Origin of the sequence: Algibacter lectus (assembly GCF_900112395.1) — a bacterium.
GTDB classification, from domain to species: domain Bacteria; phylum Bacteroidota; class Bacteroidia; order Flavobacteriales; family Flavobacteriaceae; genus Algibacter; species Algibacter lectus.
This window is the reverse complement of the sequence record NZ_FOLN01000003.1, coordinates 571,250-587,728: the sequence shown is the minus strand read 5'-3', so window position 1 is coordinate 587,728 and position 16,479 is coordinate 571,250. Positions and strand designations below refer to the sequence as shown.

The 16,479-nt window shown below is 34.5% G+C and carries 14 protein-coding genes; 4 read left to right on the top strand and 10 right to left on the bottom strand.

The genetic code is table 11. The features are described 5' to 3' along the window. Positions 1-39: 39 nt before the first annotated feature. Positions 40-888 (bottom strand): GLPGLI family protein, encoded by an 849-nt coding sequence (locus tag BM246_RS08305; protein ID WP_074937072.1) that lies wholly within the window; start codon positions 886-888, stop codon positions 40-42. Positions 889-1,050: 162 nt separating this feature from the next. Here BM246_RS08305 and BM246_RS08300 point away from each other — a divergent pair, with 162 nt between their 5' ends. Both BM246_RS08300 and BM246_RS08295 read left to right on the top strand, forming a co-directional pair. After that, positions 1,051-1,830, top strand: a complete 780-nt coding sequence (locus BM246_RS08300) for a hypothetical protein (protein ID WP_074937069.1) — start codon at positions 1,051-1,053, stop codon at positions 1,828-1,830. Between the two features lie 4 nt (positions 1,831-1,834). Next, positions 1,835-2,449 carry a deoxynucleoside kinase gene (locus BM246_RS08295; protein WP_042496710.1) on the top strand — a complete coding sequence of 205 codons (615 nt, stop codon included), beginning with the start codon at positions 1,835-1,837 and terminating at the stop codon, positions 2,447-2,449. A 60-nt stretch (positions 2,450-2,509) separates the two neighbouring features. Here the strand turns inward: BM246_RS08295 and BM246_RS08290 are convergent, their stop codons facing one another. The 3 genes from BM246_RS08290 to BM246_RS08280 all read right to left on the bottom strand — a co-directional run bounded on the left by BM246_RS08290 (position 2,510) and on the right by BM246_RS08280 (position 6,647). Next, entirely contained in the window at positions 2,510-3,508 is a 999-nt protein-coding gene (locus BM246_RS08290) for an App1 family protein (protein ID WP_074937067.1), read from the bottom strand. A 71-nt stretch (positions 3,509-3,579) separates the two neighbouring features. Beyond that, positions 3,580-5,988, bottom strand: coding sequence for a sodium-translocating pyrophosphatase (locus tag BM246_RS08285; RefSeq protein WP_074937192.1), 2,409 nt, complete (start codon positions 5,986-5,988; stop codon positions 3,580-3,582). Positions 5,989-6,116: 128 nt separating this feature from the next. Next, a complete protein-coding gene (locus BM246_RS08280; RefSeq protein WP_042502653.1) occupies positions 6,117-6,647 on the bottom strand; it encodes an inorganic diphosphatase in 531 nt (176 codons plus the stop codon). A 306-nt stretch (positions 6,648-6,953) separates the two neighbouring features. Between BM246_RS08280 and BM246_RS08275 the strand changes: the two genes are divergently transcribed. Next, on the top strand, positions 6,954-9,164 hold the full coding sequence (locus BM246_RS08275) for a M1 family metallopeptidase (RefSeq protein WP_074937065.1): 2,211 nt from the start codon (positions 6,954-6,956) through the stop codon (positions 9,162-9,164). An 82-nt stretch (positions 9,165-9,246) separates the two neighbouring features. Here the strand turns inward: BM246_RS08275 and lspA are convergent, their stop codons facing one another. The 4 genes from lspA to BM246_RS08255 all read right to left on the bottom strand — a co-directional run bounded on the left by lspA (position 9,247) and on the right by BM246_RS08255 (position 13,269). After that, the gene (gene lspA, locus BM246_RS08270) at positions 9,247-9,759 is read right to left on the bottom strand and encodes a signal peptidase II (RefSeq protein WP_042502649.1); all 513 of its coding nucleotides are present in this window, start codon (positions 9,757-9,759) and stop codon (positions 9,247-9,249) included. Further along, on the bottom strand, positions 9,760-10,653 hold the full coding sequence (gene fabD, locus BM246_RS08265) for an ACP S-malonyltransferase (RefSeq protein WP_042502647.1): 894 nt from the start codon (positions 10,651-10,653) through the stop codon (positions 9,760-9,762). Between the two features lie 92 nt (positions 10,654-10,745). Further along, a complete protein-coding gene (locus BM246_RS08260) occupies positions 10,746-12,302 on the bottom strand; it encodes an NAD(P)/FAD-dependent oxidoreductase (RefSeq protein ID WP_074937062.1) in 1,557 nt (518 codons plus the stop codon). 40 nt (positions 12,303-12,342) lie between these two features. Next, positions 12,343-13,269, bottom strand: coding sequence for a dihydrofolate reductase (locus tag BM246_RS08255; protein WP_074937059.1), 927 nt, complete (start codon positions 13,267-13,269; stop codon positions 12,343-12,345). A gap of 297 nt (positions 13,270-13,566) precedes the next feature. Between BM246_RS08255 and BM246_RS08250 the strand changes: the two genes are divergently transcribed. Beyond that, positions 13,567-13,863 (top strand): isoamylase early set domain-containing protein, encoded by a 297-nt coding sequence (locus tag BM246_RS08250; protein ID WP_042496690.1) that lies wholly within the window; start codon positions 13,567-13,569, stop codon positions 13,861-13,863. 81 nt (positions 13,864-13,944) lie between these two features. Here the strand turns inward: BM246_RS08250 and BM246_RS08245 are convergent, their stop codons facing one another. Both BM246_RS08245 and BM246_RS08240 read right to left on the bottom strand, forming a co-directional pair. Beyond that, positions 13,945-14,769: a thymidylate synthase gene (locus BM246_RS08245; RefSeq protein WP_074937057.1), complete on the bottom strand. Its 825-nt coding sequence runs from the start codon at positions 14,767-14,769 to the stop codon at positions 13,945-13,947. Positions 14,770-14,936: 167 nt separating this feature from the next. Next, positions 14,937-16,472 (bottom strand): NupC/NupG family nucleoside CNT transporter, encoded by a 1,536-nt coding sequence (locus BM246_RS08240; RefSeq protein ID WP_083415735.1) that lies wholly within the window; start codon positions 16,470-16,472, stop codon positions 14,937-14,939. Positions 16,473-16,479: the final 7 nt, after the last annotated feature.

Here is a 16,479-nt window from a genome sequence, read left to right as displayed (position 1 = left end):
TAAATTTTCGATTAATTACTTATAATAAAATGATTGCTATTAGCGTCTTCCGCCACCACCACGGTTTCCTCCTCTACCACCACGCATAGCTTGCATTTCTTCCATTTTTTTCTTCACAATGGCGTCGTATTCTGCTTGCGTTACTTCTTTTCCTTTAGACGGCACTTTCATTTCATCTTTTTCCGAAGGATTTAAAACAATTTTAGAACACAAAATTGTAGTTTTGCCTGCACTAACTTCTAAAATTAAACCAGGCAACCCCCAATATGTATCTGGTCCTTGGTTTACAGGAATCTGTGGTGTATACCAAGCTGTAACAACAACTTCTTTAGGTTTTTCTTCTTCGTCTTTTTTATCGTCATCTCCAGATGGTCTTCTTCCAAAATTACTAAAATCAAATCCTGAAACCTCCTTTACTGCTGTAGCTTTAAAACAAGTATATTGTCCAATGGTTTTGGTTTCCGAGCCTAACTCCCATTTCAACTGTTGTAATTCATCTTTAATTAAAAACTGTTTTCCAAAAAATTCTTGCTCTTGCAATAGCTCTTTATTACTTACATTTTTATATTGATCGCCACCAGTAAAACTCATAGCTCCAAAACGAGGACCTCTACCTGTACTTGGCGCCTCTAATCGTTCTTCTTCCTTATATACAGATTCCGATTGATTAAAAGTTAGAATAAAAGTTTTCTCTAGCATACTTTTCATTCGACCAGCAATTTCTTTTTTACGCTCTTCACTTAGTTGCCCTCCACCAAAATTACTCATATCTACAGTAGTTTTAGACTCGTAGTATGCTTTACCTTGAAAGTCTTTTTGAGCAAAAGATAATACCGTTACAAAAAGTAAACATGCGGTTAATGCTGGTTTTAAAATCTTAAAATTCATTATTCTTATATTTTTGTTTTGTTACTAAAATTAAACTTTAATTTTAGCTTAGACTTAAAGAGATACCCAATAGTTTAATCTTGAAATGTTAAAATACTCTTAAAACAAATACAGTTTTTAATGCCTGAAAAATTGATTCAATTTTTGTAATTTCCCAATCGAATGAAACACGCTACATTTCTACTTTTTTTATTTACCCTTTCAATTTTCTCTCAAGAACCTATTGAAGCAACGTTAGTCAAAAAAACTTTACTAGATGTAGAACATTTAGTGTCGGTTAATAACTTTAGCACTACATGTTATATAAACAATAATGTACTCTACAAAAACCATAACAATAAAACTTTAAATTACAACAACCTACAATTAGGAAATATTGAAAGTGCTAACACTTTTAACCCGTTAAAAATTAATATCTTCTATAAAGACTTCAATACCTTAATAATTCTAGACAACCGCTTATCGGAAATTTTTAAAACCGATTTTAATGCCATTAACGACTACAAAAATGTTTCTCATGTTTCTACCGGACATGATAACACGGTTTGGATTTTTAACCAAGACATTCAAAACCTTGAACTTTTCGATTATAAACAAAAAACCTCTAGAGCCCAAACACAGCCCGTACAAAGCCAAGTTTTAGACCTAAAAAGTAACTTTAATTATTGTTGGTTACTTACTAAAAACCAACTGTATACTTATAATTATTTTGGGAGTTTAATAAAAAAACTAGATAACAAGGGTTACACAGCTATTGCGGCAGACGGTGAAAACTTGGTACTAAAAAAGGATAACAATTTACTCTACCTGAATAAAAACGATGAACAACCTGCACATATTATTCTTCCTAATATAATAATAAATCAGTTTTTTGTAATCAATGAAACCTTGTATATTTACACCCATAAAACTTTATACGAGTTTCAATTAAAAATAAAATAACACTATGCATATTGCTATTGCCGGAAATATAGGCGCTGGAAAAACCACTCTCACAAAACTGTTAGCAAAACATTACAATTGGGAAGCTCAATTGGAAGATGTGGTAGATAACCCGTACCTAGACGACTTTTACAACCAAATGGAACGCTGGAGTTTTAACCTGCAAGTATATTTTTTGAATAGTCGTTTTCGTCAAGTTTTACAAATTCGCGAAAGCGGAAAAGCCATTATACAAGATCGTACTATTTATGAAGACGCTCATATTTTTGCTCCTAACTTACATGCTATGGGCTTAATGACGAATCGTGATTTTGAAAATTACAAGTCGCTTTTCGAGTTAATGGAATCTCTTGTGCAAGGTCCGGACATATTAATTTACCTGCGTAGTACCATACCAAACTTAGTATCCCAAATACAAAAACGTGGTCGTGATTACGAAAACTCTATAAGTATAGATTATTTAAGCCGATTAAACGAACGTTACGAAGCTTGGATACACGGTTACAACAAAGGAAAACTTTTAATAATTGATGTAGACCACTTAGATTTTGTTGATAATCCTGAAGATTTAGGTTTTGTAATAAACACTATTGATGCTGAAATAAATGGGCTGTTTTAGAACAACCTATTTCTTAAAACCTGAATTTATTTTAAACTGTTGTTGATTTTATTGTTTGCACTACAATACAAATCCACTTTTTCGAGCATGCTCAATAGCTTCTTCGCTTGTTTCTACCAATAAAACTGGTGTAGTTTTGTAATCATTAAACAACCCAGAAACACGAAGCATTTTCTTTTTGTGCTTAACACTGCGCAAATAAATAGCTAAAATTCTATTAGGGAATACCTGTGCTATTTCTATATAAATATCAGGATCATGCTCTCCACAATCACCAATTAGAATAAACTTTAAGTTTGGGTAAGATTCCAGTAAATTAATGATCTCTTTTTGCTTCTCGGGCTTCTCGTCTTTAGGTTTTCGTTTAAAAACACTCGGAAACTTTCTAAGGATAATTGGTCCGTTTGGGAAATTATTTTGCTTTAAAAAGTAATCCAAATATCGATACAAGTTCCAAGGGCTATGACTTACATAAAAAATAGGATTTGCTTCATGTTCCTTTTTACCTTGATGTAATAACTTATAAAATGCAGCGGCACCTTCTAAAGGCAATCGCTTTCCTGCGGATTTTAAAAACGTATTAAAAAGCACACGCCATTTAAACATAGACACAATACCGGTGTGTAAAATAGTATCATCTATATCGCTAATAACTCCAAATTCAGCACTTTTACAAGGAATAAGCATATGAGCAGAAAACTTATTCTCCGATTGAATTAAACGTTTAACAATTTTATTTTTAAAAGAAAACTCAAACTCAACCCAACCTTCATCATCCTGATATTTACTAATATCATCAACAGTTTCATCTAGCAAAAAATAACCTCTCTCGTCGGTTTTAGTATAAAACACGTGATCATCTCCGAGCCTAACACTGAGTTCTGCATGTTTTACTTCATCTGTTTCAAAACGTTTCCAAGCATTAATCAGCAGTTTTAAAACACTTTTTTGTTCTAAATTAATACTTTCATCTTCTATAGCTCGCCCACGCAAATACACACGGTTGAAAGTACCGTAAGTTTGAAATGCTATAATTTGGACAGGGTCTTTTTTAAACATATAGATTGTAAAAATACAAAAAACCACGCTTCCACGTGGTTTTTCAAAATTACTAAAAAAAGAAGTCTAACCTAATTTAAAACCTCTTCTTCAACTTTATTTATATCTTTTTCTAATTCAATTAAAACATCTTTAGCATCTGCACCTAAAGCAGCAAGACTTTTCTTCACCTCAGCTTTGGTTCCTTCAAAATTTTCGTAAGTTGTAGAACCTTCACCATTTTTTGTTGTTACCGTTTTTACTATAGCCTTAACCGTACCATCATCATTTTTATGAACCTCGACATTCACTTCTTTTTTAACCTCAACCTTTTCTATAACTTCTGTATTATTTACATGAGCCACAACACTATCGGCAGATAATGCAATACTTGGTGCGATAACTAAAGCTACAACCGACATCAATTTTAAAAGAATATTTAGCGATGGTCCGGAGGTATCTTTAAAAGGGTCTCCAACGGTATCACCTACAACAGCAGCTTTATGCGCATCAGTACCCTTTTTACCTTGCTCCTCTATAGTTTTTTTAGCATTATCCCATGCACCACCAGCGTTAGATTGAAAAATAGCCATAAGCACACCACAAGTGGTTACACCCGCTAGCAGACCACCTAACATTTCGGCTCCGCCAATAAAACCTACAGCAACAGGCACTGCAATAGCTAATAAACCAGGAAAAACCATTTCTTTTATAGATGCTTTTGTAGAAATATCTACACATTTATCGTATTCGGCATAACCATCGGCCGCATCAAAAATAGCACGATCTTCTTTGGTAGCCTTCGTCATATCCGAATCGTATTTACGCATCACAGCTAAAGCTGCTTTTAACTGCGGAATATCTCTAAACTGACGACGCACCTCTTCAATCATAGCCATTGCAGCACGACCAACCGCATTCATTGACAAGGCCGAAAATACAAAAGGTAGCATACCACCAACTAATAACCCTGCCATAATTGTTGGCTGAGAGACATCAATTGCAATTACATTAGCCGTTTTCATGAAAGCCGCAAATAATGCTAACGCTGTTAAGGCTGCAGAAGCAATAGCAAAACCTTTACCTACTGCTGCAGTTGTATTACCAACAGCATCCAGTTTATCTGTACGTTCACGTACTTCACTTGGCAACTCTGCCATTTCTGCAATTCCACCGGCATTATCACAAATTGGTCCGTAAGCATCTACCGCTAACTGGATGCCTGTATTTGCTAACATACCAACCGCTGCAATTGCAATACCATATAATCCAGCAAAATGATGTGACACAATAATGGCCGCTGCAATTAAAAGAATTGGAATAGCTGTAGACATCATACCCACACCTAAACCTGCAATAATATTTGTTGCAGCTCCCGTTTCCGATTGTTCTACTATAGACATTACGGGTCTTTTACCTGTAGCTGTGTAATATTCTGTTATTTTACCAACGGCTAAACCAGCCACTAAACCAGCAATAGTTGCCCAAAATACACCCATAGCCCCAAATGGCAATCCTTCTACAGATTCAGGCAACAAGGCATTTATAATAAAATAAGATGCTATAACCATTAAACCCGCAGAACCAAATTCTCCAATGTTTAATGCTGTTTGTGGATTTCCTCCATCTTTTACTTTTACAAAAAAGGTTCCTAAAATAGACATCACAATACCAACAGCACCTAATACTAAGGGAAGATACACAGCACCTAAACCATTAAAATCTGGAGTTAAAATAAATGCTCCTAAAACCATGGTTCCGATAATAGATCCTACATAAGATTCAAATAAATCGGCCCCCATACCTGCAACATCACCAACATTATCACCAACATTATCTGCAATAGTTGCTGGGTTTAATGGATGATCTTCAGGAATACCTGCTTCAACCTTACCTACAAGATCGGCACCAACATCGGCTGCTTTAGTATAAATACCACCACCAACACGAGCGAATAAAGCAATAGATGAAGCTCCCAAAGAAAACCCTGAAAGCACATTTAATACCATCGCTAAATTTTCTGCACCAGGCCAGAGGTTTTGATAAATCATAAATAAGCCACTTAAGCCGAGAATTCCTAAACCTACAACTCCAAGTCCCATTACGGCACCACCAGCAAAGGCAACTTCTAAGGCTCGCCCTAATGATGTTCTAGCAGCTTGCGTGGTTCTAACATTAGCTTTAGTAGCAACTTTCATTCCTATAAACCCTGCGAGTGCAGAACATATGGCTCCTATAATAAACGAAACAGCTACAATACCACTCGATCCAACTTCTGATACACCTTTGAAGTATAACAAAATAGCCACGGCTACCACAAAAATTGATAAAATTTTGTATTCAGCTTTTAAAAAAGACATGGCGCCATCGGCAATATTTTTGGCTATCCGAATCATTTTTTCATCGCCTTGATCCTGATTAGTTACCCAAGCACTTTTAATAAAAACGAACACTAATGCACCTACCCCGAAGAGCGGTAATAATTTGATTATTAATTCCATAAGAGTTAGTTGATTTTTGGTTGTTGTTAATTTTACCAAGCTAAAAATAAGGAAATATAATTAATAAAAAAAGTCACCTTTAGTTAAAGATGACTCATTTATTTTGCAATATTTTAAGAATATACTAATTAGATAGTAAAAGTGCGTTTTTTCTTGTGCTCACTTTTATCATAACGATCTACACATTCGTGGTAAATTTTAATTGCTTGTTCAGCATTTCCCCAACCACCTGTATCAACTTTTTTCTTCTCTAAATCTTTATAAACTTGGAAAAAATGTTCTATTTCTTTTAATCTGTGTGGGTTTAAATCAGCAATATCCATTTTATTACTCCAAATAGGATCTGATACCGGTACACAAATAATTTTTTCATCTGGTCCTTTTTCATCCGTCATGTAAAACACACCAATTGGACGAACTTCCATTACAACCATTGGAAATGTTGGCTGATGACCTAAAACTAACACATCTAAAGGATCTTTATCTAACGCTAGAGTTTCTGGAATAAATCCATAATCACCAGGATACATCATTGAAGAAAATAACATACGATCAAAACGGATTTTGTGTAATGTAAAATCGTATTCGTATTTATTTCTACTTCCTTTAGGTATTTCAATTAAAACATCAAAAGTTAACGGTTGTTGTTTCTTGCTCATATTAAATCTTATTTTATTTTTCTTCTTCAAGAGAAGAATCTTAATTTTCTGTAATCAAGGTACAAATGTACTGAACACGAAAGCAGTAAACAAGATAAAAACGCCTGTTTTAACACTAAATTGAAAGCTTAATTCTACTTTTACCTTATATTAATTAAGAAATAAAAAGATACACATTGTAATTCAATTCCTTTTTTATTCAAAAATCCGGCCTCTTTCTCTACAAAACCCTTACAATTATTACAAAACTTAACCATAATTAGTATCTTGTGTTTTTTTAAATCAATGATATATAAGCGTCATATTATGAGACTACTCCCTGTTTTAATCATAACTATTTTAGTTAATTTCAACTTAACAGCACAAACCCAGCCGTGGCAAGGTAAATTCGAACCTATCGATAATTTAATTGCCCCACCAAACACGTACAGAACAGCTAGTGGTGCTCCGGGGAAAGATTATTGGCAACAACGTGCTAACTATAACATTAAAGCAACTATAGACGAAAAAACAAATACCCTTTCGGGGGAAGAAACCATAACCTATTTTAATAATTCTCCAGATGAATTATCATACTTATGGCTTCAATTAGAGCAAAACGTAAACAAAAAAGAAAACGAAGATTTTGGTAGTATTAATAATGAAGTAAAAGATTTTATTACCACTCGGAAAATGCAATTTCTAACCCGCGCTATCGATTTTCCTGCTGGCTACTCTATAAAAGAAGTAAAAGATGCAAATAATAACAATCTAAAAATACTTATTAACAACACCATGATGAAGGTTAAATTGAATACACCTTTAAAATCTGGTGAACAAATTAGTTTTTCAATTTCTTGGTCTTACCCAATAACAGATAGAAGTATGTATACGCTTTCGCGAGAAGGGTATGAATACTTTCCGGAAGATGATAACAGTGCATTTTTAATTGCGCACTGGTTTCCTAGAATGGCCGTATATAGCGATACTGAAGGTTGGCAAAACCAACAATTTCAAAAACTTGGTGAGTTTGCTTTAGAATTTGGAGATTACGATGTTGAAATTACAGTACCTGCCGATCATGTTGTTGCTGCAACTGGCACGCTAGAGAACAGCGAATCTGTATTAAACAAAACACAACTTAAACGCTTAAAACAAGCCAAAACTTCCTTTGACAAACCGGTAATCATTATTACTGAAGAAGAAGCCGACCTTAATAAGAAAACAAAATCTAACAATAAAAAAACTTGGAAGTTTAAAGCTAAAAATGTACGCGATTTTGCTTTTGCTTCATCTAGAAAATTTATGTGGGATGCACAAGCTGTAAAATTACCAAGCCATACAGTTATGGCTATGTCACTTTACCCAAAAGAAGGTTTACCTGTTTGGCAAGAAGTCTCTACAAAAGCAGTGAAAAACGCCTTGGAGGTTTACTCTAACGCTACTTTCGATTACCCTTATCCTGTTGCCATTTCGGTTAACACATCTAACATAGGTATGGAATTCCCAATGATTAGTTTCAACGGAGGCCGCCCAACGGATGGAAAAATAAGCGAAAAAGCTAAGGCAAGTATGATTGGCACTATTATACATGAAGTAGGACACAACTGGTTCCCTATGATTGTAAGTTCTGATGAGCGTAAATGGATGTGGATGGACGAAGGTTTAAACACCTTTTTACACCAACGCACGTTAAAAGAAAGATACCCTTCTTACAGCCACGTAACTCCCAAAAAAATTGTTCCTTTTATGATGGGTGATAAAAACATACTACGCCCAATTATGACAAATTCAGATAATGAACTATTCAACCAATTTGGAGCGAATTTCTACATGAAACCAACTGTAGGATTACAAATGTTACGTAACTCTATTATAGGTAAAGATTTATTTGACGAAGCTTTCAGAGAATATGCTAACCGTTGGAAATACAAACATCCAAACCCAGGAGATTTATTTAGAACCTTAGAAGATGCAACTGCTACCGATTTAGATTGGTTTTATAAAGGATGGTTTTTTACAACCGACCACGTTAACCAACAACTACATAATGTAAAATGGTTTACAGTAAAAGAGGAAAACACAAAAACTTCTAAAAACAATAATACTGAAGCAGAAATGACGGAGGATGTTTTTACAGATTTCTCGAACGGGCCACAAGTTATAAATATGACATCTACACCAGATCGAGGATATGGTCAATTTACATCTCGCTTAGATGAAAAAGAATTACGCAAACAACTTTCTGGTAAAAACATTTACGAGGTTACTGTAAAAAATATAGGCGGCTTAATTATGCCTGTTATTATTGAATGGATTTACTCTGATGGTTCTTCGGAAATTGATAGAATTCCTGCTCAAATTTGGAGACGAAATGAATATGAAATTAAAAAGACATTCGTAAAAGCCAAAACGGTTGTTAAGGTAAATTTAGATCCTAACTTTGAGCTTGCCGATACGGATATGAGTAACAATACATTCCCGAAAGCAGATTCAACTTCCGACTTCGATCGCTTTAAAGCAAATCAAACTAAATAAATTTTAAAATACATCGAATAAAAAAAAGCCAACTAAATAATTTAGTTGGCTTTTTTTTATAATCTTAAAATATAGCTTAACTCTAAGCTTCTTTTTCTTTCTTCTTAAAACTCATAATTACCAAAATTATCATTCCGGTAGTAACCGATAAATCGGCCATATTAAAAACACCTGTTCTAAAAACACCTCCTAAATCAATAAAGAAAAAATCGGTTACAGAGCCGTAAACTACACGGTCGTAAACATTAGCAATACCACCACCTATAATACTAGCAAAAGCAAAAAGTGATAAATTATCTAAACTTGTATCTTTTAAAATATGACGAAGTACAAATGCTAAAACAACAATAGGTAGAATTAACAATAAAATGATTCTTAAGGTTGGATTTAAATCGCTACCCATACCTAAAAAAGCACCGGTATTTTCAACATTCATTAAAATAAAAGCATCTCCAATTAAAGAAATACGTTCACCCGGATGAATATCTGTACGACCAACAATAGTATTTCTAACCCATATTTTCGAAATTTGATCGACAGCAATGGTTAAAACAATGACTAGAATAATGTAAATTGAGCGTTTTGTAAGTTTCATCTACTTATTTGTATCTAACGTTGCAGAAGCTGTTTCCGAAGCTCTATTTATTTTTTTAACTAAACCTTGTAAAACTTTACCTGGGCCAACTTCAGTAAATAAGGTAGCACCATCGTTTATCATTTGTTGTACAGATTGTGTCCAACGTACAGGAGCTGTAAGTTGTGAAATTAAATTTGCTTTTATTTCCGCCTCATCGGTAATAGCAGTTGCCGTTACGTTTTGATAAATTGGACAATTTGGCTTGCTAAATGTTGTATTTTCTATAGCTGCTGCCAACTCCTCACGAGCAGGCTCCATCATTGGTGAGTGAAATGCTCCACCAACCGGTAATACTAAAGCGCGTCTTGCACCAGCTTCTTTTAAAGCCTCACAAGCTTTATTTATTGCTTCAACTTCTCCCGAAATCACTAATTGACCAGGGCAGTTATAATTTGCAGCAACAACAACACCATCAATCTCTTCACATACTTTTTCTACTACAGCATCTTCTAAACCTAAAACGGCAGCCATAGTACTTGGTTGTAATTCGCAAGCTTTTTGCATCGCAATCGCACGTTGAGAAACCAATTTTAATCCGTCTTCAAAAGTTAATGCGCCACTCGCTACTAATGCTGAAAATTCACCTAAAGAATGTCCTGCAACCATATCTGGTTTAAAGCTTTCACCTAACGTTTTTGCTAAAATTACTGAATGTAAAAATATAGCCGGTTGTGTTACTTTAGTTTCTTTTAAAGCTTCTGCAGTTCCTTCAAACATAATGTCTGTAATAGGAAATCCTAAAATCTCATTTGCCTTTTCAAATAAACTTTGCGCTAAAGGAGAGTTTTCATAAAGGTCTAAACCCATTCCTGAAAATTGTGCTCCTTGGCCTGGAAAAATATATGCGTTCATAATTGGTTCTTTTATTAGTGCTGCAAAAATAACAATTATTGGCTATTATCAATAGTTTTAATGATTTTAGCAAAATAAACCCAATTAGCAAACTACAAATTATCTGTTGCTGCTTCCGCACAACGTTCACCATCCATAGCCGCAGACACAATACCACCTGCATAACCTCCACCTTCTCCACAAGGAAATAAGTTGGAAATTTGAGGATGTGCTAAACTCTCTTTTCGAGGAATAGAAACTGGTGATGATGTTCTAGACTCTACACCAACCACATTGGCTTCTTCGGTGTAATAGCCATTCATTTTTTGTCCGAACGCCTGAAACCCTTTTCGCAATCTACTTCCAATTAATTTCGGTAAAAGCGAATGTAAAGGCGCCGAATTTAATCCCGGTTGGTATGATGTATCATTTAAACTTGAAGATAAATTACCTTCCACAAAATCAGTTAAACGTTGTGCTGGCGCTACCTGACTTCTTCCGCCAGCCGTAAAGGCCAAACGTTCTAAATTCTTCTGATATTCCAAACCTTTTAACGCTCCAAATTGCTCGTATTTAGGTAAATCTTTATTAACATCTATTTCTACTACAATACCAGAATTGGCATATAGATTATTCCGCTTAGACGGCGACATACCATTTACAACAACTTCTCCATTTGCAGTAGCAGCCGGCACAATAAATCCGCCAGGACACATACAAAATGAGTAAACACCACGTTCGTTAACTTGCTGTACTAACCCGTAAGATGCAGCTGGTAAAAGTTCATGACGAGGACCAGAACAGTGGTATTGGATAGAATCTATAATATGTTGCGGATGTTCTACACGAACGCCCATAGCAAAGGATTTGGCCTCTAAAGCGATGTCCTTTTTATCTAATAAATAAAAAATATCTCTAGCCGAATGCCCTGTTGCTAGAATAACCTTATCAACAGGCATTTCTTCTTTATTTAAAAGCTGAATGGCCTTTATGCTATTATCTTTAATAACAAAATCGGTAACTCGGGTTTCAAAATGAACTTCTCCACCATAATTCAATATGGTTTCTCGAATATTTTGAACCACTTTCGGGAGTTTATTTGTTCCTATATGCGGATGTGCATCGACCAAAATTTGATCGGTTGCGCCATGAAAAACTAAATTCTCAAAAATACGGCGTACATCACCACGCTTTAAACTTCGGGTGTAAAGTTTACCATCGCTGTAAGTTCCTGCTCCACCTTCACCAAAGCAATAGTTAGAATCTTCGTTTACAAAATGATCTTGATTTATTGCTTTTAAATCGCGACGACGATCTTTCACATTTTTTCCGCGCTCTAAAACAATAGGCTTAAAGCCAAGTTCAATACAACGCAATGCCGCATACATTCCTGCTGGTCCGAAACCAATAATATGAACTGGTTTCGCCTTAGATACATCTTTATAGTTAAAAGTATAATCGGATGTTTTTGGCAGAGCTTCGCGAATATAAACAGCTACTTTATAGTTCAGCATAATTTTAGCCTTTCGCGCATCGATAGACTTTCTTAAAACTTTTACTCCTGTAATATCTTTTCGATCTATCTCTAACTTTAAAGCAGCCTTTAAAACTAGAATATCACTACGTTCTTCTTCTTTTAATGTAATACGAAGTTGAATTTCTTTCACCATAAATATTGAAGTTCTCTAAAGCAACAAACCTTTTGCTTTTCTATTTTCTTTCGTAAGTTAAAAACGTAAATTCATAATCGTGCTTATCATCTTTATTATGAAATTTATTCGCTGTTTCTTTCCAAATTGAAGTATCTACTTCCGGAAAAAAAGTATCGGCATCAAAGCTTTCATGTACACGTGTTAATTCAATTTTATCAGCAACTGCCATGGCTTGCTTATAGATTTCACCACCACCAATAATGTAGGGTTGCACATCGCTTTTAGAAGCCTCAATAGCTTCTTCTAAACTATTAACTAATATTACACCTTCTGGCGCTTTGTAATCTGTTTGTCTTGTAATTACAACATGTGTACGGTTTGGTAATGGCTTTGGGAAACTCTCAAATGTTTTGCGCCCCATAATGATATGATGGCCATTTGTTAAACTTTTAAATCGTTTTAAATCGTCACTTAAATGCCAAATAAGTTTATTATCTTTTCCTATAGCATCGTTTTCCGCTGCAGCGACAATAACAGTAAGCTCTTGATTACCTGTACTTATAGCTTCTTTTACCTTCTGTTCACTTTTAAAAACCTCACTTTTCACAATAAGTTTCTCTTCTTTATCTAAAGTGCTTTTTAAAGCTTCAATACGTACTTGCTGTTTTGCTACAAGTTTTTCTAATTGTTCTTTTTCCCAAGCTTTACCCATAAATTTATGAGTAACAAACACAGTAATTAAATGATATACAAAGAAAAACGACCACGCTAGAATAGCGTATAAAAACCATTCTTTACCAAAAAAAGTAACCTCTTTACCAATACCTAAAACGGTATTAGCAATTATTAAAAAAACAGCACCAAGAAGAAATATAACAAAATGAATGTACAATCCTTTCTTTTGCCTAATGCGTTTTTGAGCATTTTCTATAAGCTCTAATTGGTCTTTATCTATTTGTGGAGTGGGTCTTTTTTTTCCGAACATGATGTAAAAATAATAGATGTAAAGTTATAACATTTTAATGATATGCCGAAGTTTATTTAATTAGTCATATTTTAGAGAAACACTATAGCTTAATAAGCTCTAAAACTAATTGAAAATCAAGCAAAAAGCCGATTTAACGATTGCTAATAATATAAAATTCAGCCTAATTTTATTATTTACCATGAAATAATTAGAACCCATATTATTAAATTGATAATTTTTTGATGTTAAGGCGTTTAAATGATTATGAGTTAATAAACTTTTATAAATTTGTAGAATAAAACAACATATTTTACTATGGCTATTAAAAAACAATATTTAAAAAGCAAACCAGTTTGTAAAGTAACTTTTACTATTGAAGCTGAGGAGGCAAAAAAAGTTTCTATTGTTGGGAGCTTTAATGAATGGAACGAAAAAGCAACACCGTTAAAAAAATTAAAGAACGGAACATTTAAAGGCACTGTTGATTTAGATGCTGAGAATTCTTATGAATTCAAATATATAGTTGACGGAGATTACGTTAACGACTCTGCTGCAGACTCTTATGTTTGGAGCGATTACGCTTCTGCTGAGAATAGCGTTGTTAGTGTTTAATTACCATATCAATACGGTATAAAAAAAGGGCTTCTAAAAAATTTTAGAAGCCCTTTTTTTATGTTTTATCTCTCACGAATCTTAAATCGCTACTTTTCCTTTTATATGTGGATGTGGATCGTAATCTTCTAAAGTGAAATCATCAAAATCGAAATCAAAAATGTCTTTAATTTCAGGATTCATCTTCATTGTTGGCAACGGACGAATATCTCTAGATAATTGCAGCTCTAATTGCTCGTAATGATTACTATAAATATGCGCATCTCCAAAGGTATGAATAAACTCACCAGCCTCGTAACCGCAAACCTGAGCCATCATCATGGTGAATAAGGCATAAGAAGCAATATTGAATGGTACACCTAAAAAGATATCTGCACTACGCTGATAAAGCTGACAAGACAATTTACCATTAGCCACATAAAATTGAAAAAACGCGTGACATGGAGGCAACGCAGCTTTTCCGTTCGCCACATTTTCACTAAAAGATTTTGAATTATCTGGTAAAACAGAAGGATTCCAAGCAGAAACCAACATTCTACGACTGTTTGGGTTGGTTTTTAAACTATGGATTACTTGTTTAATTTGATCAATTTCATCACTATTCCAGTTACGCCATTGATGCCCGTAAACAGGCCCCAGATCTCCATTTTCATCGGCCCATTCATTCCAAATGCGCACACCGTTTTCGGTTAAATATTTGGTATTGGTATCACCTTTTAAGAACCAAAGCAGCTCATAAATGATAGATTTTAAATGCAGTTTTTTGGTGGTTACCATCGGAAAACCTTCACTTAAATCGAAGCGCATTTGGTATCCAAAAACACTTTTTGTGCCTGTACCCGTGCGGTCTCCCTTTTCGTTTCCGTTTTCTAAAACGTGTTTTACTAAGTCGTGATATTGTTTCATAATTATCGCTCCTGCAGAAACAGGGTTCTATTATTTAGTGATTGTTTATTACCTTGAAATAACTACAAATAGTTAGCAACAAAATTAGTAAAAACAATTGTTTATTTAATCTTCTGTAAAAATTAAGCTGTATACTTTTGTAAAGTTACTGTCTTCGCAGGAATTGTTTACCCAATAATCATTCCAGCAATAGTCGCCGAAATTAAAGAAGCAATAGTACCACCAACAAGTGCTTTCATACCAAATTTAGATAAGGTTTTACGTTGCCCTGGAGCAAGAGAACCAATACCACCAATTTGGATACCTATAGAAGCAAAGTTAGCAAAACCACAAAGCATGTAAGTTGCCATGATTATCGATTTCTCGTAACTTAAATGCGTAGCATTTGCCGCATTTTTTAAATCGCGCAATTGTATGTATCCAATAAATTCGCTGGCTGCCAATTTAATACCTAAAAGCTGCCCCATTAAAGCCATATCTTCTTTAGCTACACCGATAAGCCACATAAGCGGTGCAAAAGCATAACCTAAAATAAGTTCGATAGATAATTTAGCGTATGATGTGTTACTGGCAATCCAACTGTTTACAGATGTTACATCTCCAACCCAGCCAAGAATACCGTTAAACATAGCTATAAAAGCCACAAACACTAATAACATAGCACCAACATTAACCGCTAATTTTAAGCCTTCGGTAGTTCCGTTTGCAATAGCATCTAAAAAGTTAGATCCTATTTTTTCTTGAGAAACAGAAACATCGGTATTTACATCTTCGGTTTGAGGGAATAATATTTTTGAAATTACAATAGCTCCTGGTGCCGCCATCACTGAGGCCGCCAACAAGTGTTTTGCATAGAATAATCTTAAATCAGCATCATCTCCACCTAAAAAGCCAATGTATGCTGCTAATACAGCTCCCGCAACGGTTGCCATACCACCAATCATTACCAATAACATTTCAGATTTATTCATTTTCTCCAAATACGCCTTAATTAAAAGTGGCGCCTCGGTTTGACCTAAAAAGATGTTTCCGGCAACACTTAAACTTTCGGCTCCCGAAATTTTTAATGTTTTAGAAAGCAACCAAGCCATAGCCTTTACGACGCGTTGGATAATGCCTAAATAAAATAAAACAGATGTTAATGCAGAAAAGAATATAATAGTTGGTAGCACTTGGAACGCGAAAATAAATCCGAATGTATCCATATCTACCACTAAACCTTCGAAAAGAAACTTACTTCCAGCTCTTGTAAAATCGAGTACGTTTACAAATAAGCCTCCAATAAATTCAAAAATAGTTTTTATAAATTCTACTTTTAAAACACCAATAGCAATTAAAAGTTGAAAAGCTAAACCGACAACAACAATTTTCCAGTCGATTGCCTTTCTATTACTACTAAAAAGAAACGCTACAAAAATAAGCGTAACCATACCTAAAACACCACGCCATAAACTGTTTAAAGTAAACCCTTGGCTAGGTATGATAGTTGCCGTTGCTACTTGCGGTTCTGGTTGCACAGACTCGGCAACTTGAGCGACATTTAATTCTGCTTTAGTAACCACTAACGAATCTTGCAGAGCATTACTAACAGAATCTGTAGTTTGGGTAATTTTGGCAGTTATTGTTTCGTTTACATCCTGCGCCGTTAGTGTTGTAGTTAGAACTAAAAAAAAAGCAACAGTAATCAAAAACAACTTATTCATATTATAG